Source organism: Actinacidiphila yeochonensis CN732 (genome assembly GCF_000745345.1).
Classification (GTDB): domain Bacteria; phylum Actinomycetota; class Actinomycetes; order Streptomycetales; family Streptomycetaceae; genus Actinacidiphila; species Actinacidiphila yeochonensis.
The window spans coordinates 1,001,854-1,024,091 of sequence record NZ_JQNR01000005.1 but is presented as its reverse complement, the minus strand read 5'-3'; the positions used below and the strand labels follow the sequence as shown (position 1 = coordinate 1,024,091).

Annotated in this window: 21 protein-coding genes; 16 read left to right on the top strand and 5 right to left on the bottom strand. The window is 74.1% G+C overall.

Annotation, left to right across the window (positions count from 1 at the left end):
• Positions 1–308: 308 nt before the first annotated feature.
• On the top strand, positions 309–488 hold the full coding sequence (locus BS72_RS16220; RefSeq protein ID WP_037911330.1) for a hypothetical protein: 180 nt from the start codon (positions 309–311) through the stop codon (positions 486–488).
• Between the two features lie 84 nt (positions 489–572).
• Here BS72_RS16220 and BS72_RS39240 read toward each other — a convergent pair whose 3' ends face one another.
• Together BS72_RS39240 and BS72_RS36550 are read right to left on the bottom strand one after the other, a co-directional pair.
• Entirely contained in the window at positions 573–797 is a 225-nt protein-coding gene (locus BS72_RS39240) for a hypothetical protein (protein ID WP_037911324.1), read from the bottom strand.
• Positions 798–816: 19 nt separating this feature from the next.
• Positions 817–1,443 carry a DUF6344 domain-containing protein gene (locus BS72_RS36550; RefSeq protein WP_051951170.1) on the bottom strand — a complete coding sequence of 209 codons (627 nt, stop codon included), beginning with the start codon at positions 1,441–1,443 and terminating at the stop codon, positions 817–819.
• 233 nt (positions 1,444–1,676) lie between these two features.
• Between BS72_RS36550 and BS72_RS16205 the strand changes: the two genes are divergently transcribed.
• The 5 genes from BS72_RS16205 (at position 1,677) to BS72_RS16185 (ending at position 5,411) form a co-directional block, all read left to right on the top strand.
• Complete coding sequence (locus BS72_RS16205) at positions 1,677–1,859, top strand: hypothetical protein (protein ID WP_037911321.1); 183 nt, start codon at positions 1,677–1,679, stop codon at positions 1,857–1,859.
• Between the two features lie 140 nt (positions 1,860–1,999).
• Positions 2,000–2,302, top strand: coding sequence for an SAV_915 family protein (locus BS72_RS35545; protein ID WP_107498803.1), 303 nt, complete (start codon positions 2,000–2,002; stop codon positions 2,300–2,302).
• Positions 2,295–3,740: a hypothetical protein gene (locus BS72_RS16195; protein WP_037911314.1), complete on the top strand. Its 1,446-nt coding sequence runs from the start codon at positions 2,295–2,297 to the stop codon at positions 3,738–3,740. Before BS72_RS35545 ends, BS72_RS16195 begins: the two co-directional genes overlap by 8 nt.
• Positions 3,740–4,288: a DUF3592 domain-containing protein gene (locus tag BS72_RS16190; RefSeq protein WP_037911312.1), complete on the top strand. Its 549-nt coding sequence runs from the start codon at positions 3,740–3,742 to the stop codon at positions 4,286–4,288. The genes BS72_RS16195 and BS72_RS16190 overlap by 1 nt, the downstream gene beginning before the upstream one ends.
• A 220-nt stretch (positions 4,289–4,508) precedes the next feature.
• Positions 4,509–5,411 (top strand): LLM class flavin-dependent oxidoreductase, encoded by a 903-nt coding sequence (locus BS72_RS16185; protein WP_037911310.1) that lies wholly within the window; start codon positions 4,509–4,511, stop codon positions 5,409–5,411.
• Between the two features lie 72 nt (positions 5,412–5,483).
• Here the strand turns inward: BS72_RS16185 and BS72_RS16180 are convergent, their stop codons facing one another.
• From BS72_RS16180 to BS72_RS16170, 3 genes are all read right to left on the bottom strand, one after another.
• Complete coding sequence (locus BS72_RS16180; protein ID WP_078901412.1) at positions 5,484–6,050, bottom strand: GNAT family N-acetyltransferase; 567 nt, start codon at positions 6,048–6,050, stop codon at positions 5,484–5,486.
• Between the two features lie 40 nt (positions 6,051–6,090).
• Entirely contained in the window at positions 6,091–6,690 is a 600-nt protein-coding gene (locus BS72_RS16175; RefSeq protein WP_037911308.1) for a DinB family protein, read from the bottom strand.
• 89 nt (positions 6,691–6,779) lie between these two features.
• The gene (locus BS72_RS16170; RefSeq protein ID WP_051951169.1) at positions 6,780–8,081 is read right to left on the bottom strand and encodes an MDR family MFS transporter; all 1,302 of its coding nucleotides are present in this window, start codon (positions 8,079–8,081) and stop codon (positions 6,780–6,782) included.
• A 371-nt stretch (positions 8,082–8,452) separates the two neighbouring features.
• Here BS72_RS16170 and BS72_RS16165 point away from each other — a divergent pair, with 371 nt between their 5' ends.
• The 10 genes from BS72_RS16165 (at position 8,453) to BS72_RS16120 (ending at position 21,617) form a co-directional block, all read left to right on the top strand.
• Positions 8,453–9,796: an ATP-grasp domain-containing protein gene (locus tag BS72_RS16165; RefSeq protein WP_051951168.1), complete on the top strand. Its 1,344-nt coding sequence runs from the start codon at positions 8,453–8,455 to the stop codon at positions 9,794–9,796.
• Positions 9,793–11,070, top strand: a complete 1,278-nt coding sequence (locus BS72_RS16160; RefSeq protein WP_037911304.1) for an ATP-grasp domain-containing protein — start codon at positions 9,793–9,795, stop codon at positions 11,068–11,070. Before BS72_RS16165 ends, BS72_RS16160 begins: the two co-directional genes overlap by 4 nt.
• Positions 11,071–11,140: 70 nt before the next feature.
• Positions 11,141–12,658 carry a peptide ABC transporter substrate-binding protein gene (locus BS72_RS16155; protein ID WP_051951167.1) on the top strand — a complete coding sequence of 506 codons (1,518 nt, stop codon included), beginning with the start codon at positions 11,141–11,143 and terminating at the stop codon, positions 12,656–12,658.
• Positions 12,658–14,097, top strand: coding sequence for a lysine N(6)-hydroxylase/L-ornithine N(5)-oxygenase family protein (locus tag BS72_RS16150; RefSeq protein WP_078901411.1), 1,440 nt, complete (start codon positions 12,658–12,660; stop codon positions 14,095–14,097). The genes BS72_RS16155 and BS72_RS16150 overlap by 1 nt, the downstream gene beginning before the upstream one ends.
• A gap of 210 nt (positions 14,098–14,307) precedes the next feature.
• Positions 14,308–15,747 carry a diaminobutyrate--2-oxoglutarate transaminase family protein gene (locus BS72_RS16145; RefSeq protein WP_051951166.1) on the top strand — a complete coding sequence of 480 codons (1,440 nt, stop codon included), beginning with the start codon at positions 14,308–14,310 and terminating at the stop codon, positions 15,745–15,747.
• Positions 15,748–15,899: 152 nt separating this feature from the next.
• A complete protein-coding gene (locus BS72_RS16140) occupies positions 15,900–17,429 on the top strand; it encodes a SidA/IucD/PvdA family monooxygenase (protein ID WP_051951165.1) in 1,530 nt (509 codons plus the stop codon).
• Positions 17,320–17,817 carry a cupin domain-containing protein gene (locus BS72_RS38365; RefSeq protein WP_265736825.1) on the top strand — a complete coding sequence of 166 codons (498 nt, stop codon included), beginning with the start codon at positions 17,320–17,322 and terminating at the stop codon, positions 17,815–17,817. The genes BS72_RS16140 and BS72_RS38365 overlap by 110 nt, the downstream gene beginning before the upstream one ends.
• Entirely contained in the window at positions 17,814–19,022 is a 1,209-nt protein-coding gene (locus BS72_RS16130) for an NAD(P)/FAD-dependent oxidoreductase (RefSeq protein WP_037911296.1), read from the top strand. Before BS72_RS38365 ends, BS72_RS16130 begins: the two co-directional genes overlap by 4 nt.
• On the top strand, positions 19,009–19,677 hold the full coding sequence (gene epsC / locus BS72_RS16125) for a serine O-acetyltransferase EpsC (protein WP_078901408.1): 669 nt from the start codon (positions 19,009–19,011) through the stop codon (positions 19,675–19,677). The genes BS72_RS16130 and epsC overlap by 14 nt, the downstream gene beginning before the upstream one ends.
• Before the next feature lie 233 nt (positions 19,678–19,910).
• Entirely contained in the window at positions 19,911–21,617 is a 1,707-nt protein-coding gene (locus BS72_RS16120) for a class I tRNA ligase family protein (RefSeq protein WP_051951164.1), read from the top strand.
• Positions 21,618–22,238 lie beyond the last annotated feature (621 nt).

The window sequence follows — 22,238 nt, the reverse complement described above, 5'->3', positions numbered from 1 at the left end:
GGCCCGTCTGCTCGGCCCGTTCCTCCAGCCCGGTCCGGTCGGTGGTGCCGCCGCTGCCGGGGTGCCGCGGTGTGATCCCCGTGTCGGGGGTCCCGGTCCGGGTGCCCGTCGGGGCGTCGGGCCGGTTGTCGTCGGACTGCTGGTCTGGCGGTTCGGCTGGCTCGATGGCTGGGGTCACCGCCCCATCCTGGCCTACCGGCAGGCCGTACCGCACACAGGTGCGGACATCCGCTCACCGGAGCTTCGGGCGGGGTCGGCCGCTCGTGAGGTGCTCGGTGGGCTGCCGCACTGGGGCCGGGACGCTCGCCGTGGTCCGGCTGAACGTGCCGCATGAGCGGCTGCTGCTGGTGGGCCTGGTCGGACCGGTATGTCCGGTGGGCCTGATGGACCCGGTCCGGACGGTGGAGCTGACCGAGCCGGCGGCGCGGTGGGAGCCGATGGCGCGGTGGGAGCCGATGGCGCGGTGTGAACCGATGGAGCTGGTGTAGCTGACCTCGCTGGTGGAGCCGATGGGCCCGGTGGAACTGGTGCGGCGGGTGGAACCGGTGCGGCGGGTGGATCCGGGAGAGCCCTCACAGCTTGCGGGCCCGGTGGATCCGGCGTACCTGGTCTGCCTGGCCGGCGTCGTCGGGCACGCTGTGGCGGTGGAGCCGTGCGTGCCGGTCGTGCCGGTCGTACCGGTCGTACCGGTCGTACCGTGCGTGCCGGTGGTTTCGGGCCTGCGGCTGGTTCCGGGGTGCGGTCTCCACGTGCCGTTCGCGCGGGACGCCCTGGGCGGGGTCCGGACGGATGCGCACGCGTGGATGACCTGCGGGTTCAGGCGCACAGGGCGAGTTCGGCGCGGGTACGACCCGTGCCGGAGGTCGCGACGGAGGCCAGAGCGCCCATCCCGGCCAGTTCGAGCGCGTCCAGGCCGACCGGCAGGCTGCGAGAGCTCGGCGTGGCACCGTGGGCCTCGGCCCGGATGCGCTGCTTCATCGTCGGCGGAAGGGTGCCGCCGGCCATGCGGCGGAAGCTGCGTGAGTCGCGGGTACGCGGCGCGGGGACGTGGACGTCGGTGCGGCGGCGGGCACCAGGCACGGACGGCGCCGCGGACGCGGCTCCGGGGCCGGATGCGGCCGGACGGGTGGCAGCGGGTGTCCTCCTGCCGGTGCCACGGGAGATCCGGGCCTTCTGCGCGGGCAGCGCGGGGGCTCCGGCGCGCGGGTTCCCAGGCGGCGTGGCGGAGGTCACCGCCCCGGCATCGACGGGTAGGGCACCGCGGCTCCCGGCGGTGCGGGCGGTGCGGGTGGTGTGCGCGGCGGGCGCGACCACCGCGGCGGTGGTGACCTGCGCCTGCCGGCGGGCGGCGGCACGGGCGGCCGGGGCGAACCCGAGTCCGGCGAGGCACTTCAGCAGCACGCTGAGCAGCGCGCTCCAGAACGTCCTGATGTCGGTAGCCATGGTCCTCTCGCTTCCTTGCGTCATGATGCGGTGAACTGACTAGTCCGATCATGAGGAAGCCAGCACAGATTTCACGGACCCGCACGTCGAGTTCGGGGATTTTCACATCAACGCCACCCGGATGGTGCAATTCGGTCAGGTCGGGTAGGCGCGCGAACCCTCCGTGGAGCCGTGCGTGCGGCGTCCGTGCCGGGCGGGGAGACAGCCGACGCGTACTCAACTACCGTCCACGTATGTCTTTCTCGATCAAGCGGCGGGGGTACGACCCCCGCGAGGTCGACATCCAGGTCGAACGCCTGCGGGCCGGGTTGGGCCTGGCCCCGGATTTCGCGGGGTTCATGCTCGTGCGGCGGGGCTACGACCGGGACGAGGTCGACCGCTACCTCGCCTCCTTCCAGCGAACCGACCCGAGCTGACGGGTGGACGGCGCGGGCTGACCGGTGCGGGAAGCGTGCCGGCCGGCCGGGTCCGCCCACGGAGCCGGAGGGCGGAAATCTTGACGCCTCTCCCTATCCCTGTTCCGTCGCGCCGGTTCTAGGCTGGCGCCGTGGTGGAGATGACTGGATGGGCACCGCCGGACGCCGAGAGCGTGCTTGTCGTGCCGCTGCTCGGATCGCTGCCGACCGTCGACGGAGCACCCGTGCGTGAGGGGCAGGTGCAGCTGATGCTCCGCCATGTCCTGGACGCCGAGGGGGAACCGCACCTGACGCTGCCGGTGTTCAGCACGCTCGTCGGCCTGGTGGAGGCTATGGGCGAGGCCCAGCCGTGGGCCGCGGTACCCGCGGGGAAGCTCGTGGCCGCGCTGGAGGGCTCCGGCGCGGAGGCCGTCCTCGTCGATCCGGTGGTGGCCGGTGGGTGAGTTCTCCGGCATAGATCCGGACGCGCTGGGCGGCATGGTCACGTCCTTCACGAAGGACTCGTCCGATCTGGGGGCGAAGGCGCGCTCGTTTCGGACCGGGTTCGCCTCGCTGGGGCTGGAGACCGGCCCCCTCGACGAACTGATCGGGATCAGCCGGTGGGCGGACGACCAGCTGCCGATGCTGCGCCGCCGGCACGGACTCGCCGCCGCGATGAGCAAGGCCGGCGACGGGGTCGTCCACGGGATGGTGAACGTCCCCGAGCCGGTGATGTCGGTGAAGCTGGCCCGAGCGGCCGGCGGCAAGGCGGCGAAGGAGGCCGACGCCGCCGAGGGACTGGCCTCGGGCCCGGCGGGAACGGAGCTCCACCGGGTCGCGTCGGAGCTGGCCGCCCACAAGGACGACCCGGACTGGACCTCCGCCTTCTACGCGGGGCTCGACCCGGAACTCGCCTCCCAACTGCCCTCCGTGGTGGCCGCCACGCACAGCACCACGGCCAAGCAGGACATGGCGACCTTCGCCGACGCGTTCCGTTCGGCGATGGCGGCCGACCCGCCCGCGCCCGGCTTCTCCAAGACGCTCGCCCTCTTCCAGGGGCCGGTACCCAAGGACGACCCGTCCGCGGTGTGGAACCGCGCGCTGATGCAGCAGGACGACCCGGACCTGTGGGACATCGCGTGGGCCGACCTGAAGGACCTCTTCGTCCCGAAGGACAACTGGTCGACCGAGGGCGGCATCCTGCAGGGCGTCCTCGCGGGTCAGGCCCAGTACGCGAGCCTGATCAACGAGCGGGCGGACCGGTTCGCCAAGGCGGCCCAGGCGCTCCACGAGTACCGGGTGAACAGTCCCGGCCTCACCGCCGCGCAGCGGAGAGCGATCAAGAAGCTCACCGGCACCTTCGGAAAGGCCTCCGAGTCGGACCTCCGCCAGGCGGAGGGGGTGCTGGCCAAGTTCAACCTCGGCGGCCTGTCCAAGCTGATGAACGTGTCCGTGACGGACGCCGCCAAGCCGCTGCTGCACGGTGCCGCGTCGGACAGCGAGGTACTCGGCAAGTTCCTGCGGGTCGGTGAGAAGGTGCCCGCGGTCGGCGCCGTGCTCACGGCCGCGGGCACCTGGTGGGACATCAGGAACGGGACGGACCCGGACGTCGCCGTCACCGCGAACGTCGGGTCGCTCGCCGTCGGCGCGGGCGCGGGCTGGGCGATGGAGGCGGCCACGGTCGCCATCGCCGGCGGTCCCGTCGGATGGGCGGCCGGTGCGGGTATCTTGGTCGCCGCAGGGGTCGGGTACGGGGCCTACCGCTTCCTGGAGAGCGATACCGGCCAGAAGGCGATCAAGGGGACCGAACACGCGGTCGAGGGCGCGGCCAAGGACGTCGGGCACGCGGCCAAGGACGTGGGCCATGCGGCCAAGAGCGTCGGGCACTGGTTGGGGTTGTGATGGGTCGCAAGGTCAAGAGGGACGACTGGACGCGGCCCGGTGCGTCCGACGGGACCGGATCACAGGAGGTCCCGCTCCGCGCACGGGTGGCGGCCGGTGCGCCGAAGCGCGGGCTGATCGCCGTCCTGCTGGTCTTCAGCGTGCTGTGCTTCGGCATGTTCTTCGCCTTCCGGTCCGACTGCGGCTCCACGGTGGACGCCCTCCGCGACCACGGGACGCAGAAGGTGGCCTTCGTCGAGAAGGCCGGCACCAACAAGTACGGCCAGCACACGGACGTACAGGTGTCCTTCGAGGACGCGGCCGGGACGCACCACGGCAACCTGTGCGTGCCGTCGGGCGGCTCGCTGCCCAAGGGGCTGGCGAAGGGCTCGGCGGTCGCCGTCGTCTACGACAGCCGCAAGCCGTCCCGGGTGATGCTCGCCTCGCAGGTCGCGCACCCGCCCGGCTGGAGCGTGGCCATGGTGGTCACGCTGGCGGGCGGGGTGCTCTTCCTGGGACTGGGCGCGGCCGTCGCACTGCGGCGCCGACAGGTGCTGCGCGGCGGCTGAGAGACGGCTGAGAGACGGCTTACGGACAACCGCGCGGCAGCTGACGGACGGCCGCGCGGCAGCTGAGAGACGGCTTACGGACAGCCGCGCGGCGGCTGGCGGACGGGCCCGGGGGTGCGGACGTGGGCCCGGGGAGGCGTCGTTTCGGGTGGGGGCACGGCTCCCGGGCGGTGCGGACGCCGACGTTCCGCTTCGCGCGGATGCCCGTAGGCTCGACGGTATGAGTCTGCGTCTGAGCACCGTGATCCTGCCGGTCTACCGTTGGAGTGAGGGCCGGGAGGTGTGGCGGCGGGCCGAGGCGCTGGGGTTCGGGGCCGCGTACACCTACGACCACCTGTCCTGGCGGGTGCCGTTCCGGGACGGGACCTGGTTCGGGGCCGTGCCGACCCTGACGGCGGCCGCCGGGGTGACGGAGCGGATGCGGCTCGGGACGATGGTCACGTCGCCGAACTTCCGGCACCCCGTCACGCTGGCGAAGGACCTCATCACCCTCGACGACGTCAGTGGCGGGCGGGTGACGCTCGGTATCGGGGCCGGGGGGACCGGCTTCGACGCGGTGGCGCTCGGGCAGGAGCCGTGGTCGCCGCGGGAGCGGGCGGACCGGTTCGCGGAGTTCGTCGCCCTGCTGGACCGGCTGCTCACCGAGCCGGCGGTCTCCTCGCAGGGCACCCACTACTCGGCGGTGGAGGCACGCACCATCCCCGGGTGCGTGCAGACGCCGCGGCTGCCGTTCGCGGTGGCCGCCACCGGCCCGCGCGGGATGCGGCTGGCCGCCCGCCACGGGCAGGCGTGGGTGACCACGGGCGACCCGGCGCTGTACGACGAGGGCACCCCCGAGCAGTCCCTGGCCGCGATCCGGGGCCAGGTGGAACGGCTGGAGGCCGCCCTGGGTGAGGCCGGCCGGGAGGCGGCGGGCATGCACCGCGTGCTGCTGACGGGGTTCACCCCCGATCGCGCCACGCCCTTCGCGTCCGTCGACGCGTTCGTCGACTTCGCCGGGCGCCACGCGGAAGCGGGTATCGAGGAGATCGTCCTGCACTGGCCTATCCCGAACAGCGACTTCGCCTACGACCCCGACGTCTTCGAGCGGATCGCCACGGAGGCGCCCGCACAGCTCGCCTGACCTCCGCGGGAGCGTCCGCCGCCCGGGCGTGGCCCTTACCCCGTGCGTGGCCCTTACCCCGTGCGTCGGGGGTCAGCCCGGGACCGGCAGGGTGTAGCGGAGCTTGGGGCGGCCGGTGGCGCCGATCCGGTCGTAGAACCGGATCGCGCCCTCGTTCCACTCCGGGGTCTGCCACTGCACCTGGCGCAGGCCGAGCCGGCGGGCCTCCGCGGCGACCTCGCGCATCAGCAGTTCGCCGACGCCCCGGCCGCGGTGGTCCGCGCACAGGTAGAGGCAGTCCAGGTGCAGGTAGTCGCGCCCCTCCCAGGTGGAGAACTCCGGGGCGCAGGAGGCGTATCCGACGACCTCCCCGGAGGGGCTCTCGGCGACCAGCAGCCGCACCCGGGGCCGCCCCCCGTCCGGCGCGTCGCCGGACGGCCGGCAGAGCAGGGCGGAGAGGCGTTCGGCCAGGTCGGGCGCGGGTGGCGCGGCCTGCTCGAACGCGGCGTGCTCGGCGGCGAGTTCGGCGATCCGCGGCAGGTCGGCCGGGGTCGCCGGGCGGACCCGGGCCCGGTCCGCCCGCGCGGCCGTGGCGGGCGCGGCGGCCGCCGTCGTCGCGGGGGAGGCAGCGGGTTCGGAAGGGCGCGGGCCCGGTGGCATGCGGATGGTCCTTTCCTGCGGGGGAGGCCGGGGCCGGGGGCTACGCGAGGCCGAGGCCGAGGTAGGTCTCGTCCAGGCGGGCCACGTCGAGACCGGCGTTCCGCCGGACCAGCCGGATCGCCCGGTAGATCTGGTTGACGTGGGCGATGTCGTGCCCGACGACCTTGCGGATCATCACCTCCATGGTCTCGCCGCCCTGTTCACCGTGGCGGCCGGTGCGCTGCCAGTCGGCGGCGGGCAGCGCGGCGAGCAGCGCCACGTTGGCGGCGCGCAGGCCGGTCCAGGCGTCGAGCATGGCGCGGAACGGCAGCCGGGGCAGCGGGGCCCACAGCTCCTCGTCGTAGCCGGGGTAGACCGGGTCGTCCTCGGTGGCCACCAGCCGCCAGCGGAAGCCGTAGACGATGTCCACGTCGAAGAGGTGGCCGACGACGTGCGCGGCGGGCCACTCGCCCGCCTCGGGGACCTCGTCGATCAGCTCGACGGGCAGCTCCTCGAAGAGCCGGGCGGCCCACACCGGGGTCATGGCCATGACCTCGAAGGGGTCGCGGTCGCCCGCGGTCTCCAGGAGGGCGGTCACGTAGGCGGAGGGGTCCTCGGTTGCCGAGGGGATGTCGATGCGGTGGACGGCGGCGGTGGCCATGGGATTTCCTCTCACGGAAGGGACGGGTGGAAAGGCGAACGGGCGGAGCAGACCGGACGTACCGGACTGGACCGGCGGAGCGGCTTCGGTCAGGCGGAGGCGTCGGCGAGTTCGGCCGACTCAGGGGCCGGCTCAGGAGCCGACGCGGCGGCCGAGATGGCGGCCGGGGTGGTGCGGGCGCGGGCGGCCAGCACGAGCAGGGCTCCGGCCGCGGCGACGGCCGCGCAGGACGTCCAGTGCAGGGCGGTCGACAGTCCGTACAGCAGGCCGCCGACCGCGGGGCCGAGGGTGTTGCCCAGGGTGTGCGCCAACCCCTCCGCGCCCTGGTAGCGGCCCCGCAGGTGGGCCGGCGCGAACTCGGCCGGGTAGGCGTTGGCGATCGGGGTGTAGACGGTCTCGGCCACCGTCCACACCACCACGGTCAGCGTCAGCAGCCAGACGGTGGAGGACAGTCCGGTGGCGGCCATGCCCGCGCCGAGCAGCAGCAGCCCGGTGGCGATCACCCGGCGCGGGTTGAGGCGCTCGGTCCAGCGGGTCAGCGGCAGCTCGATCAGCACGCAGAGCACGGCGTTGAGGCCCAGCATCAGGCCGTAGACCTTGGTACCGAGGTGGGCGTCGGCGATGTGCAGCGGGAGGGTGGCGGTCGCCTGGGAGTAGACGAACGTCGCAGCCGTCATCGAGGCGAGGAAGAAGAGGTAGGGGCGGTCGGCGAAGACCACGCGGTAGCCGTCCCGCTCCGAGGCCGGGACGGACGCCGGGGCGTCGGCGGGAGACGTGTCCGGCACGGCCGACGTGTCCGGCGCGGCCGGGGGGCGGCCGCCGGGCAGGGCCGTCAGCGCGAGCACGGCGAAGGCGAGCGAGGTCAGCGCGTCGCCGTAGAAGACGTAGGTGAAGGAGTACGCGGACAGCACCGCGCCCACCATCGGCCCGACGGCCATACCGACGTTGATGGCCAGCCGCAGCACCGCGAAGGCGGTGACCCGCAGTTCCTCGGGGACGGTGTCCACCAGCAGCGCGCCGGCCGCCGGCCGGTAGAGCTGGGCGAAGACGCCGACCAGGCCCACCAGGGCGGTGGTGGCGACCAGGCTGCCGGTGAACGGGACGCAGGCGGTGGCCAGGCTGGCGCCGGCCATCGAGATCACGATCGCGGTGCGGCGGCCGAACCGGTCGGCGACGACACCGCCGGCGATGTTCCCGACGAAGGCGCCGATTCCGACGACGGCCAGGGCGGCTCCGGCCTCGGCGGTGGAATACCCCTTCGCCACCAGGAAAAGCACCAGGAAGACGTTGAGGAAATTCCCGAACTTGTTCAGGAACATGCCGCCGAAGAGCACCCAGGCGCTGCCGGGCATGGCGCGCAGCCGACTGCGCATGGGGACGGTGTCCGCCATCGGTGGAACTCCTTTTCACAGGGTGCGGGCAGGGGAGTGGAACACCACTGTGGCGACGCCCCGGAGCACCGACAACCCGCTGCGAGCAGGGAGAACGTGCCTGGCACGAGTGTGCCGGGGAGCCGCGGACGGGGTGTGACATCGCCCGCCGCGACATCGCCCCCCGTGACATCGCCCGCCGTGACATCGCGCGCCGTGACGCGGCATGACGCCCCATGACGCGGTAGGACGGAGCAGAGATCGGCGGAGCACGGCCGATCGCGCGGCGGCGGATATTCACGCGAGGGCTCGGGCGGTCTTTCGTGCCGGGCATTCCTGTGCCACCCGAAACCCCTTCCGCCGTTCTGTCCGGCCGCTGGAGAGTGACGGCCATGACCGAACACAGACTTCTCGTCGTCGGCGGCCGGATCCAGACCCTCCGCAAGGCCGCCGCACTCGGCATCCGCTTCGTTCTGCTCCAGCACCGGGACCAGTTCGTACCGGAGGCGGCCCGGCTGGCGGAGGCGGTGATCATCGCGGACTACACCGACTGGGAGGCCACCCGGCCGCTGGTCGAGGCCGCGCACCGGTCCTACGGGTTCACCCGGGTCGTCTCGATCACCGAGCCCGGCCTGGTGCCGGCCGGCCGGATCAGCGACCACCTCGGCCTCGGCGGCACCTCCGAGCAGGTGGCCGAACTCCTCCGCGACAAGCGGGCGATGCGCGACCACCTGGCCGCCGACCCGCGTCCCCGGGTGCGGGCGCTGTCGGTGCCGGCCGCCGGGGTGGACGACGCCCGGGAGCTGGCCGCCTTCGGCGAGGAGCACGGCTGGCCGCTGGTCCTCAAGCCGGTCGACGCCACCGCGAGCCTCGGGGTGGCCCGGCTCGACGGCCCGGAGCAGGCGGCGGCCGCCTGGGAGCAGGTGGAGGCCCTGCGGGCCCGTACCGACCTCCAGTGGGGGTCCTTCTTCACCATCGGCGGCTTCCTGGCCGAGCGGTACATCCCCGGCCCCGAGTACAGCGTGGAGACCTTCTCCTTCGCCGGCCGGCACGTCGTGCTCGCCGTCACCGAGAAGCTCACCGGCGACGGGACCGCGGCGGACGCGGGCTTCGTCGAGCTGGGGCACGCGCTGCCGGCCCGGCTCCCGGCGGCCGACGAGCGGGCGGTCGAGGACGCGGTCTCCGCCTTCCTCGACGCGGTGGGGCTGACCGACGGCGCCGCCCACACCGAGCTGCGGCTCTCCCCCGACGGCCCGAAGATCATCGAGAGCCACAACCGGATGGGCGGCGACCGGATCTTCGACCTGCTGGACGCCGCCTACGGCATCGACCTGGAGCAGTGGATCGTCGCCTGGCCCTTCGGACTGATCCCGGCGCTCGACGCGCGTCCCGTCCCGTCGTCCTCGGCGGCCACCCGCTTCCTGTCCGCCGAGCCCGGCGTCGTCACGGAGATCCAGGGGGTGGCCGAGACCCTGGAGCGCGCCGACGTCATCGACGTGGAGACCACCGTGGCGGTCGGCCAGACGGTCGGCGCGCTGCGCGGCAACTGGGACCGGGTGGGGCAGGTCCTGGTCACCGGCGCGGACACCGCCGAGGCAGTGCACACCGCCGAACTCCTCGCCCAGAAGGTCACGGTCGTCACGGTCGTCACCTCGGCCGCCGCGAACCCGGTCGCCCCGTCCGCCGACACCTCCGCGGCCGTCGACGACCGCTCCGGAGAGGCGGCCACGGCGTGAAGATCCTGCTGATCATGCGGAACACCTACGCCTGGCACCGCGAGCACATCGAGGCGCTGGAGCGGCTCGGCCTGGAGATCCATCTGGTCACCAAGGTGCCCGGGGCCGAGGACGACGCGCGGTTCGCCTCGGTGATCCGCCTCCCCGACTCCGACGACACCGACGCGCAGGCCCGCTTCTGCGCCGCCGAGGCCCGCCGCCTGGGCATCGCCTCGGCGCTCACCTTCTACGACAGCGACATCGTGCTCGCCTCCCAGGTCAACCTGCTGCTCGGCCACGCCTGGCCCCGCCCGGAGGCCGACGAGATCTCCCGCGACAAGCGCCGCCAGCGCGACTTCCTGGAGCGGCACGGCCTGCCCAGCCCCCGGTTCGCGGCGGTCACCGACGCCGCCCAGGGCCTGGCGGCGGCGCGCGCCTTCACGTTCCCGTTCATCGTCAAGCCCAGCGCGCTGGCCGCCAGCATCGGCGTCAGCCTGGTGCGCGACGAGGAGGAGCTGCGCCGGGCGCTGGCCGACGTGACGGAGCTGGTCCGCCAGTGGGGCGGCTACTTCCCCAGCGACGGCCCGGAGATCGCCCTGCTGGAGGAGTTCCTGCCGGGGCGGGAGGTCACCCTGGACGGGGTGGTGCTGGCCGGGCGGTTCCACCTGGCCGGCGTCACCAACAAGATGCAGATGCCGGGGCCCTACTTCGAGGAGGACTACTACACCCTCCCGTTCCGCACCCCCGAGGAGGAGCCGGAGCTGGTGGCGGTGGCCGAGGCCGTCACCGCCGCGCTGGGGCTGGAGCACTGCCTGTTCAACGCCGAGCTGCGGCAGGACGCCGAGGGCCGCTACCGGATCGTGGAGTTCGCCACCCGGATGAGCGGGGGCCAGAACTACCGCAACCTGCGCGAGGTGCACGGGCTGGACGCCGCCCGGCTCTACGCCAAGGCCGTCCTGGCCGGCGACGACCCGGCGGCGCGGGCCGCGATCCTGGACGGCGAGGTGCCGCGGGCCGCGGTGCCGCGCGCCGCCACCTGCATCAAGTTCGCCTACCGCGAGGGCCGCCTGATGCGGAACAACGCCGGCGACGCCGCCCACTCCCCGTACTTCCGCTCCTACATCCCTGCCTCCCGCACCGGTGAGCGGCTCCGCCGCGCCCCCGAGGGCTGGTACGAGATCGCCGGCTCGCTGGCGGTGGCCGCCCCGTACCGGTCGGCCGCCGACGTCGACCGGGTCGAGCAACTCGCCGCCGACCTGGACGAACGGCTCGACGTGGTCGTCGTCCCCGCCTGACGGCCGCCCGCCCGCGCCCCCGTTCCGCCTTCACCACCCCCCGCAACGCCGGGGAGGAGGACACCGCTTCATGGACCGCAACGACCCCGTCTTCCGGATGGGCATCACCGAGCCCACCGCCATCGACCCCTACAAGGCGCAGGAGAGCGAGGGAATCCTGGTCTGCAAGGCCCTGTTCACCGGGCTGCTCGCGCTCGACCGGGACGGCCGGGCGATCCCCGCCACCGCCCTCTCCCGGACCTCCGACGCACAGGCTCTGACCTGGACCTTCCACCTCCGGGACGACACCGTCTTCAGCAACGGCGAACCGGTGACCGCGCACTCCTTCGTGCGGGGCTGGCACCGTGCCCTGGACCCGGCCGCGCACACCGAGACCGCCTACCACCTGGCCGGCGTCCGCACCGTCCGCGCCGTGGACGACACCACCCTGGTGGTGGAACTGTCCGCGCCCGACGTCGAGTTCGACCTCAAGACCCTCCAGCCCGTCTTCTCCCCCGTGCCCGAGTGCGCGGGCCCGGCGCTGAACCCGGAGTACAACGACCTCCCGGTCGGCAACGGCCCCTACCGGATGGCCGGGCCCTGGCTGCACGGCGAGTCCATCCGGCTGGTCCGCAACGAGCGCTGGGCCGGGCAGCAGCCGGCGGCCGAGGAGGTCCACCTGGACATCCTCGACCCGGTGAGCGCGCTCGACGACGAGTTCGAGCGGTTCCTCGCCGGGACCTACGACTACGCCCGCATCCCGCCGCGGCGCACCGCCGAGGCCGCCGCGCTGCCCGGCTTCCTGGAGCAGGAGGGGGCCGGGCTCTTCTACCTGATCCCCTTCTGCCACCAGGCGCCCATGGACTCGCTGGACGCCCGCCGCGCCCTGTCCAGCGCGATCGACCGGGAGGCGCTGACCGAGGAGTTCTTCCACGGCCGCCGCACGGCCGCCCACTCGCTGCTCTCCCCGTGGTTCGGTCCGGCGCACACCCCGCGCGCCGAACTCGCCGCCGGGATCGGCGCGGACTGGACGGCGTACCACCCGGAACGGGCCCGTGCGGCCGCCCTGCGCGCGGGGCTCGGCCCCGGTGCCGAGGTGGACCTGGCCTACAACACCGGTGCCGGGCACGATGGCTGGGTCACCGCGCTGGCCGGGCAGCTGGAGTCGGTCCTGGGCTGGCGGGTGCGCCTGATCCGCACCCACGCCCGGGGGCTGGTGGACCACCGCACCTCGGCGGCCGCCTCCGGGGTCTGCCGGGCCGGCTGGGCCTGCGACTACCCGACCCCCGACAACATGCTCTTCCCGCTGCTCCACTCCTCCTGCACCGACCCGGACGCCGGGGGCACCGCCCACGGCGACAACGAGGGCCGCTACGTCAGCGCCGCCTTCGACGAACTGATCGCCCGCGCCCGCGCCGCCGCCGACCCGGACGAGCGCGCCGACGCCTGGCGCCGTGCCGACCGCACCGCGATGGCCGACCTCGCGCTGATCCCGCTCTGGTACCGCACCGACCAGCGGGTGTTCGCGGCCGACCGGCTCACCGGCCTCCGCCTCGACTTCGACGGCAACCCCACTCTGACCACCGTGACCGCAAGGACGGCCCGCTGATGAGCACCAGCACCCTCGACCAGAACGCCGCGGACGCCGCAGACGCCGCGGACGCCGCGGACGCCGCTGCGGTCCCGGGCCCGGACCCGGTCCTGGTCCCGGACCCGGAGCCGGGCCCGGTCCACGACATCCTCGGCATCGGCTTCGGCCCCGCCAACCTGGCCCTCGCCATCGCGCTGGAGGAGGGCGGCTCCCCGCTCACCGCCCGTTTCCTGGAGGCCCGTCCGAGTCCCGAGTGGCAGCCCGGCATGCTTCTGGACGGCTCCGACATCCAGAACCACCCCAGCCGCGACCTCGTCACCCTGCGCAACCCGCGCAGCCGCTACAGCTTCCTCAACTACCTGCACGAGCAGGGCCGTCTGCTGCGCCACCTCAACCTCCCCTCGGAGTTCCCGCTTCGGAAGGAGTACGCCGGGTACATCCGCTGGGCCGCCGGCTTCTTCCGGCACCTGGTGGACTGCGGGCAGCGCGCCCAGGGCGTCGAGGTCGTGGAGCGGGACGGCGAGCGGCTGTACGAGGTCACCACCCGCTCCGGCCGCCGCTACCTCGGCCGCTCCCTGGTGCTGGGCCCCGGCCGTACCCCCTACGTCCCCGCCCCCTACGACACCGCCGGCAGCGCCCGGGTCTTCCACCTCACCGAGTACCTGCCCCGCCTGGCCCAACTGGCCGGGCCCGGCGCGGAACCGGCGGCGGTCGCGGTGATCGGCGGCAGCCAGAGCGCCGTCGAGCTCGCCCTGGACCTCACCCGGCGCTACCCGCGGGCCAAGGTCACCGTCTACACCCGGTCGCACTCGCTGCGGCAGAAGGACACCAGCCCGTTCAGCGAGGAGGGCTACTTCCCCGAGTTCACCGACTACTACTTCAACGCCTCCCGCGCGGGCAAGACGGCGCTCGACGCCTACATGCACCCGACCAACTACTCCTCCGCCGACAGCGACGTGCTGCGCGAGCTCTACCTCACCATCTACGAGCAGGAGCTCGACGGCGACCAGCGGGTCTCCGTCCGCGGCAACCACGAGGCGGTCGCCGTCCGCGCCGACGACGACAGGGTCACCCTGGACCTGGTCGAACGGAACACCGGCATCCGCGTCAGCGACACCGTGGACCTGGTGGTGCTCGCCACCGGCTTCCGCAACATGGGCCCGGGCGGGCACGAGGAGCCGTGCCCGCCGCTGATGGCGCCGCTGGCCCACGCCTTCGCCACCGAGCCCGACGGGCGGCTCAGGGTCGGCTACGACTACGCGCTCGACCCGTTGGACGCGACCACCCCGCCGCTCTTCCTCAACGGCCTGTGCGAGTCCAGCCACGGCATCGGCGACGCCGGTTCGTTCAGCCTGCTCTCGCTGCGCGCCGCCGCGCTCACCGCCGCCCTCACCGAGCGGCTGGCCGGCCCCGCCCCGACCCGGGCCGACCGCGGCGCCGAACTCGCCGCCGCCTGAGACCGGCCGCCTGGGCCCCGCCGCCTGACACGGGCCGCCTGGGACGGGCTGCCTGAGACCGGCCGCCTGGGCGCCCCGCTGCCCGGGACGGGCTGAGACCCGCTGCCCGACGCCGCCCCGCCGCCTCGCTTCCCGACGCCGCCCCGCCGCCTCGCTTCCCGACGCCGCCCCGCCGCCACCCGACGCTCCGACCAGAAAGCCGCCAGCACCATGACCGCAGTCTTCGACCCGTCGGTACCCGCCCTCACCGACCGTCCAGCCCCCCGGTACACCCGCCCACGGGTCTCCGGCCCCCTGCCCGGCCCGCGCAGCGCGGAGCTGCTGGACCGGCAGGCCCGCCACGAGTCCAACGCCCGTTCCTACCCGCGCCGGCTGCCCATCGCGATCCGCCGGGGCGAGGGCTCCTACGTGGAGGACCTCGACGGCAACGTCTTCCTGGACTTCCTCAGCGGCGCCGGCGTGCTCTCGCTCGGCCACAACCACCCCGAGCCGCTGGCCGCCGCCCACGCCCAGCTCGACGAGTTCGTGCACGGCCTGGACTTCCCCACCCCGGTGAAGGACCGCTTCGTGCGGGCCACCATCGAGATGCTGCCGGAGCCGATGCGGGAGCGCACCCGCATCCACTTCTGCGGCCCCACCGGCGCCAACGCCGTCGACGCCGCCCTCAAGCTCTGCAAGACCGCCACCGGGCGCGAGGAGATCATCACCTTCCAGGGCGGGTTCCACGGCGCGACCATGGCCGCGATGAGCGTCACCGGCCTGGTCGAGCAGAAGGAGCCGGTGCGCGGCCGGATGCCCGGCGTGCACTTCTTCCCCTACTCCCACTGCCACTCCTGCCCGCTCGGCCTGAAGCGCTCCTCCTGCCAGGTCAACTGCGCGGCCTTCCTGGAGCGCGCCCTCACCGACGTCAACGGCGGCATCACCCTCCCGGCCGCCGTCATCATGGAGCTGGTCCAGGGCGAGGGCGGGGTGATCCCGGCCGAGGTCGAGTTCGTCCAGCGGGTCCGGGTGGTCACCCGCGAGCTCGGCATCCCGCTGATCGTCGACGAGGTGCAGAGCGGCTGCGGCCGCACCGGCACCTGGTTCGCCTTCGAGCAGTACGGCATCGAGCCGGACGTGATCTGCGCGTCCAAGGCGCTCAGCGGCGTCGGCCTGCCCGCCTCGGTGATCCTCTACGACGAGAAACTGGACGCCTGGGCCCCCGGCGCGCACACCGGCACCTTCCGCGGCAACCAGCCCGCCTTCGCCGCCGCCGTCGCCACCCTCGAAGTGGTCAACCGCGACCGGATCCTGGACAACGTCCGGGCACGGGCCGAGCAGTTGATGGTCCACCTCCAGGAGCTCCGCGCGCTCACCCCGTACGTCGCCGACGTGCGCGGCCTGGGCCTGATGACCGGGGTGGAGCTGTCCGACCCGGCCACCGGCCGGCCGGCCACCGCGCTCGCCAGGCGGGTCCAGCGCGAGGCCGTCGAGCGGGGCCTGATCCTGGAACTGGGCGGCCGCGACGACTGCGTCGTCCGGATGCTGCCGCCGCTGAACTGCACCGCCGAGCAGATCGACTTCGCCGGAGCCATCCTCCGCGTGGCGCTGACCGCCGCGCTGGACGTCCTCGGCCTCTCCGCCGCCGGGCCGCGGGAGGGCGTCCGATGAGCGCCGCTGATCCGCTTGCGGCGGGAGGGCGTCCGATGAGCGCCGCTGATCCGCTTGCGGCGGGAGGGCGTCCGACGAGCGCCGCGGATCCGTTTGCGGCGGGAGGGCGTCCGATGAGCGCCGCTGATCCGCTTGCGGCGGGAGGGCGTCCGATGAGCGCCGCCGGCCCGCGCGCCGCCGCGACCGCGGTGCACGACCTGGTGGTGGCCGGCTTCGGCCCGTCCGGGATCGCCCTGGCCGCCGCCGTCGAGGACCACGAGGACGCGGCCGCGGCGGCGGGGGAGCCCGCGGCCCCGCTCCGCGCCCGCTACCTGGAGCGGGCCGCCGACTCCGCCTGGCAGCCCAACCTGGTCCTCCCCGGCACCGACATCCAGCACCACTTCCTGCGCGACCTCGCCACCCCGCGCGATCCCCGGTCCCGCTTCACCTTCCCCAACTACCTCGGGCAGAGCGGCCGTTTCTACCCGTTCACGCTGATGGGCGGCTACGTCAGCCGCCTGGAGTGGTCGGACTACGTGCAGTGGGCGGCGCGCCAGGTCCGCGGCCCGGTCGAGTACCGCCGCGAGGTCGTCGCCGTGGAGCCGGTGGCCGACGCCGACGGCCGGGTCCGCACCGTGGACGTGGTCTCGCGCGACTCCCGCGACGGGTCCGCGCACCGCCACCGCACCCGTACCGTCGTTCTCGCCACCGGCCATGTTCCGTACGTACCAGCCGAGTTCGAACCGCACCTGGGCGAGCGCGTCTTCCACGCCTCGCAACTGCTGCCCCGGCTCGCCGCGTTCGAGGAACGCCCGCCGCGGCGCGCCGTCGTGGTCGGCGCCGGGCAGACCGCCGGCGAGATCGTGCTGCACCTGTCCGGCCGCTACCCGGAGGCCGAGATCCACTCGGTGGTACGGCACGCCGGCTTCCGGATGTACGAGTTGGGCCACTTCTCCAACGAGGTCTACTTCCCCGAGGCCACCGACTACTTCTACGGCCTGTCCGGCCCGGAGCGCGCCCACGCCCTGGACCAGTCCCGCGCCACCAACTACGCCGCCGTCGACCCCGACGTCTCCAGCGCCCTGTACCAGGCCGCGTACGCGGAGCGGCTCACCGGCCGCGCCCGCCTCCGGCTGCACCGCCGCACCGAGGCCGCGGTCTCGGGCGACCCGGCCGGGGACACCGTCCCGCTGCTGCTGCGCGAGGTGTTCACCGGCGCCGAGCAGCGCGTGGACGCCGACCTCGTGGTCCTGTGCACCGGCTACCGTGAGCCCGCCCTGCCCGCCGCCCTGGAACCGATGCGGCCGCACCTGCTCCTGGACGAGGCCGGCCGGCCCTCCGTCACCCGCGCCTTCCGCGCCGAGACCACCGGGGACTGCGAGGCCGGGATCTACCTCGACGGCCTCACCGAATGGCGGCACGGCATCGGCAGCGCCACCTCCTTCAGCCAGATGGCCGACCGCGCCGACACCGTCCACCGCGACCTGCGGGCCCGCCTGGGCGCCGCCGCCCCGCCGCCTCCGCCGCAGTCTGAACCGCCCACCGCACCGATAGGAAACCCGCGACATGCACGTGTTCGCCTCCGACGGCTCCATGGTCTTCGAGGACGCCTACAACGTCAGCAGCCGGCGCATCTTCCCCTGGCCCGAGGCCGTCGCCGAGCCCGGCTGGGGCGGGGGCTGGGTGGACGTGGCCCCCGGTGAGACGTCCACCGCGCACAGCCACGACGAGAACGAGATGTTCTTCATCACCGACGGCAGCGGCCTGATGCGGATCGGCGAGGAGACCCGCCGGGTGACGGCGGGGGAGACCGTCTTCATCCCGCCCTTCCAGGACCACGACCTCACCAACGACACCGCCGGCCGGCTCCGCTTCGTCACCGTCTGGTGGGGCGGCGCCGAGGCGGTCGCCGCCGAACGTGCCAGGTGGGCAGCCGAGTTCGGGATCACCGGCGCTGCCGCCGCGGCCGACGCCGGTCTCTCCGCGGGCGCCGCGGCGGATGCCGGTCCGTCCGCGGGCGGCGTTGCCGATGCCGGTCTCTCCGCGGGCGCCGGGGTCCCGGCCGGAGCCGGCGCCGAGGTCGCCCCGTGAGCCCCGTCGCACACGCGCACGCCGACGCCGTCGTCGTCGGCGGCGGGGTGATCGGCGCGGCCATCGCCCACCAGCTGGCCCTGGCCGGCATCGGCCGGATCGTCCTGTGCGACCAGGGCCGGGTCAACGCCCAGGGCGCCACGTCCCGTTCCGGCGGACTGCTCCGCCTCCACCACACCGCGTCCGCCGACACCCGGCTGGCCGCCCGCAGCCTGCCGGTCTTCGAGCAGTGGGCGGACATCATCGGAGGGGACTGCGGCTACCGGCGCACCGGCTTCGTCATGATCGTCGGCGAGGAGCGGGCGGACGCCCTGCGCACCAACGCCGCCGTCGCCGCGGCCGCGGCCGGATACCGCCGCGTCGAGGTCGTCGAACGGGCGGAGCTGCGGGAGATCTACCCGGGCCTGCGCACCGAGGGCGTCGGGCTGGCCGCCTACGAGCCCGAGGGCGGCTACGCCGACCCGATGGCCGCCTCCGCCGCGCTGCTCACCGCCGCCTACCGGCTGGGCGTCTCACCCGCCGAGGGCATCCGCGCGGTGAAGGTCCTGGAGCACGAGGGCTCCGTCACCGGGGTCCTCACCTCGGTCGGACGGATCGACTCCCCGCTGGTGGTGCTGGCCGGAGGCGCCTGGGGCTCGGCACCCGTCGAGTACCTGGGCCTGCACATACCGGTCACCGCCCGGCGGATCGGCCTGGCCCAGGCGGAACTCCGGGGCGCGGGCCGGCGCGGCCACCGCGCGTCCGTCCCCACCTGCATCGACGACACCACCGGCAGCTACTTCCGCCCGGACGGCCTGGACCGCTTCTACTTCGGCGTGCCCAGCAAGCCCGACACCGAACTGGGCCGCGACGTCGAACCGCTCAGCGAGTCCGAGCTGGAGTCCGCGATCGCCGCGATCTCCCACCGGGTTCCGGCCGCCGCCGAGGCGCCGCTGGTCGGCACCCGCTCCGGCGTCGACGGCTACACCCCGGACAAGCGCCCGGTGGTCGGCGCGGCCGGCCCCGACGGCCTGTACCTGGCCATCGGCTTCAGCGGCGGCGGCTTCAAGCTGGCCCCCGCCGTCGCCGAACTCGCCGCCCTGGAGATCCTCGAAGGCGGCGCCGTACCCGGGAAGGCCGAGCAGGAGCTGCTGAACCCCTACCGGCCCCAGCGGTTCCTGGCGGGCCACCCGATCCGCCCGGAGGCCCCCTATGACCACATGTGACGAGGACGAGGCCGCCGCCCCCGCGGCCGAGGCGGACCAGGGCTCCGCGGCCGAGGCGGGCCCCGGCCTCCTGGCCCTGATCAAGGAGGACATCGCCACCGTCCTCGCCAAGGACCCGGCCGCCAGGTCCCGCCGCGAGGTGCTCCTCTACCCTCACCTGCACGCCCTGTGGACGTACCGGGCGGCCCACCGGCTCTGGCGGCGCGGCCACCGCACCACCGCCCGCGCCCTGTCGCTGCTGGCCCGGGCCGCCACCGGCATCGAGATCCACCCCGGCGCGCGGATCGGCCGCCGCTTCTTCGTCGACCACGGCACCGCGGTGGTGATCGGCGAGACCGTCCGGATCGGTGACGACGTGATGCTGTACCACCAGGTCACCCTCGGCTCGGTCGGCTGGTGGAAGGACCTGCGCCGCCCGTCAGGGGCCCGCCGCCACCCCGTCCTCGGGGATCGGGTGGTGATCGGTACCGGGGCAAGCGTCCTCGGGCCGGTCACGGTCGGCGACGACTGCCTGATCGGCGCGCACTCCGTCGTCCTGGAGGACCTGCCGTCGCGCAGCCGGGTGGTGCCGGCGGCCGCCGCCGTGCTGCCTCCGCTGGACACCGTCCAGGACGTACCCCTACCGCCCTCCGCCGACCTCTCCGCCCACCACTGACCTCAGCCCCGCACCGCCGCCCGCACCCTCCGCCCTGCACCTCCGCGCGTCGGACGTCCCTCTGCCCTCTGCCCTCTGCCCTCTGCGCTCTGCCCTCCGCTCCCTGCTCGTCGTCCGGCGCCCTCCGCCCGCTGTCCCGCGTCCCCTGCTGACCTCCGTCGACCTGCGCGCGCCGCGTCTTCCGTTCCCATCGCGCCCATCGCGCCCATCAGACTCTGCCAAGGACCCACACCATGACCTCCTACGTCGTCACCAGTGCCCCGCCGAACCCCAACGGCGACCTCCACCTCGGCCACCTCTCCGGCCCCTTCCTCGGGGCGGACGTCCTCGCCCGGCACCTGCGCCGGAGCGGTCACGAGGTCGCCTACGTCGGCTACTCCGACGAGCACTCCGCCTACGTCCCGCGCCGCGCCGCCGAGATCGGCTCCACCGCGCACCGCACCGCCAAGCTCTTCGGCGACCGCATGGAGGAGACGCTCTCGCTGGGCGGGATGCACCACGACTGGTTCACCCGGCCGCTCACCGACACCGCCCACACCGAGTACGTCCAGCGCTTCTTCCTGGAGCTGTGGGAGGCCGGTGCCCTGGAGGTCCAGGAACTGCCCGTCTTCCGCTGCGCCCCCTGCGACCGCTACCTCTACGAGTCCGAGGTCCGCGGCCGGTGCCAGTACTGCGACGACCCCTCCGACGGCGTCTACTGCGAGGCGTGCGGGTTGCCGCAGGAGCCGGCCGGTCTCGCCGACCCCCTCTGCACCTCCTGCTGGACGACCCCGGACACCACCACCCTGCGGCGTGTCGTCTTCCCGCTGGAGAAGTGGCGCGAGCGGCTCACCTCCTACTACGCCACCGCCCAGGCAGCCGCCGAGTGGCGTCCGCGGCTGCGCGCCTACCTCGACGGGCTCTTCGAGCGCGCCCTGCCGGACACCCCGGTCAGCCGCGAGGCCGGCTACGGCGTCCCGGTGCCGCTGCCCGGCTGGGAGGGCCACATCCTGGACACCTGGTTCAGCGGCATCTGGGGCTACGTCGCCGCCACCGCCCGCCTCACCGAGGCCCAAGGGGACCGGGAGAAGGCCCTCGCCCTCTGGTCCGACCCGGACACCCGGATCGTCAACTTCATCGGCTTCGACTGCTCCTTCTCGCACGCCGTCCTCTGGCCCGCCCTGCTGCTCGCCCAGGGGTCGCTCACCCTCCCCGCCCAGGTGGTGATCAACGAGTTCTACCGGCTGGAGGGTGCCAAGTTCTCCACCAGCCGGGGCCACGCCATCTGGGGCGGCGAGTTCCTGCGGCGCACCAACGCCGACGCGCTCCGATTCCACCTCTGCCTCACCGGCCCGGAGCGCGAGCAGAACAACTTCTCCATGAAGGAGTACGCCGAGACCGTCACCGACGTGCTGGTCGGCGGCCTGGAGACGTGGACGGACACCGTCCTCGACCTTCTCGCCCAGGACTTCTCCAGCGTCGTCCCCGCCACCCCTGCCGCCGTCCCTGCCGCCGACTCCGCCGCCGTCCCCGTCGCCGTCCCCGCCGTCGTCCCCGCCGCCTTCACCGTCGCCGAACGCGAGGAGCTGACCGCGAAGGTGGCCGCCGCCCTGGCCGCCGAGTCCTTCTCCCCGCAGGCCGCCGCGGAGGCACTGGCCGCCACCGTCGACCGGGCCGTCGCGGACCTGCACGCCCTGCGCCTGCTGCGCCACGACGACGGTCCCGGCCGACCGGACGCCTACGCCGCCTCCCTGGCCGGACACGTCGAACTGCTCGCCGCGGTCGCGGTGGCCGCTGCCCCCCTGATGCCGGGCTGGTCCGCCTTCCTCGCCTCCCACCTGGGCGTCCCCGTCGAGATGGAGACCCGGATGCCGCGCTGGGCCGAGGCCGGAGAACGGCTGGTCCCGGCCGGAACCGTCCTTCCCGCGTCGGTCCCGGCCTTCTTCCACGAACTGTCGTGAGGGTCGCGACGGGAGCGAAAGTCGCGAACGGCGCGAAGGGTGCGAAGGGGGAGGAGCGGCAGGGGCGGGGACTCGCAGCGGGGATGTCGGGCACCTTCACAGCCGTCCTCGGGCTGGGCGTCCTGGTGGTGCCCGCGGCTCTCGGCCCGGCCGGGAAACGGACGGTCGTGCTCTCGCTGCTGGTGGCGGCGGTGCTGGCGCTGTGGTGCCTGCCGGTGGCGGCGGCCGGCGGCACCGCGGGCCGGGGAGCGGTGGGCTTCGCCACCTCCCGCCTCGGCCCGGCTGTCGCCCGCCCCATGGGGTGGCTCTACGTCCTCGGCTTCGCCTCCGGCCAGGCCGCAGTGGCGCTCACCGGAGGGCGGTTCCTGGGTGAGGCCCTGGGGTTCGGGGAACGGTCGGCTCCCTTTCTGTCCGCTCCGTTTCTGTCTGCTCCCTTCCGAGCCGCTTCCCTCCCGGCCGCCGTCCTGCCGTCGACCGCGTTGCCCCTGCTCACCGCCGCGTTGCTCCTGCTCACCGCCGCGCTCCGCTCGGCCGCCGCGCTGCGGTCCAGGCTGCGCGGGCCGCGCCTGTACGCCGCCCTCACGGCGGCCGTCTGCCTGTGGTGGGGCGGGGGCCGCCGAG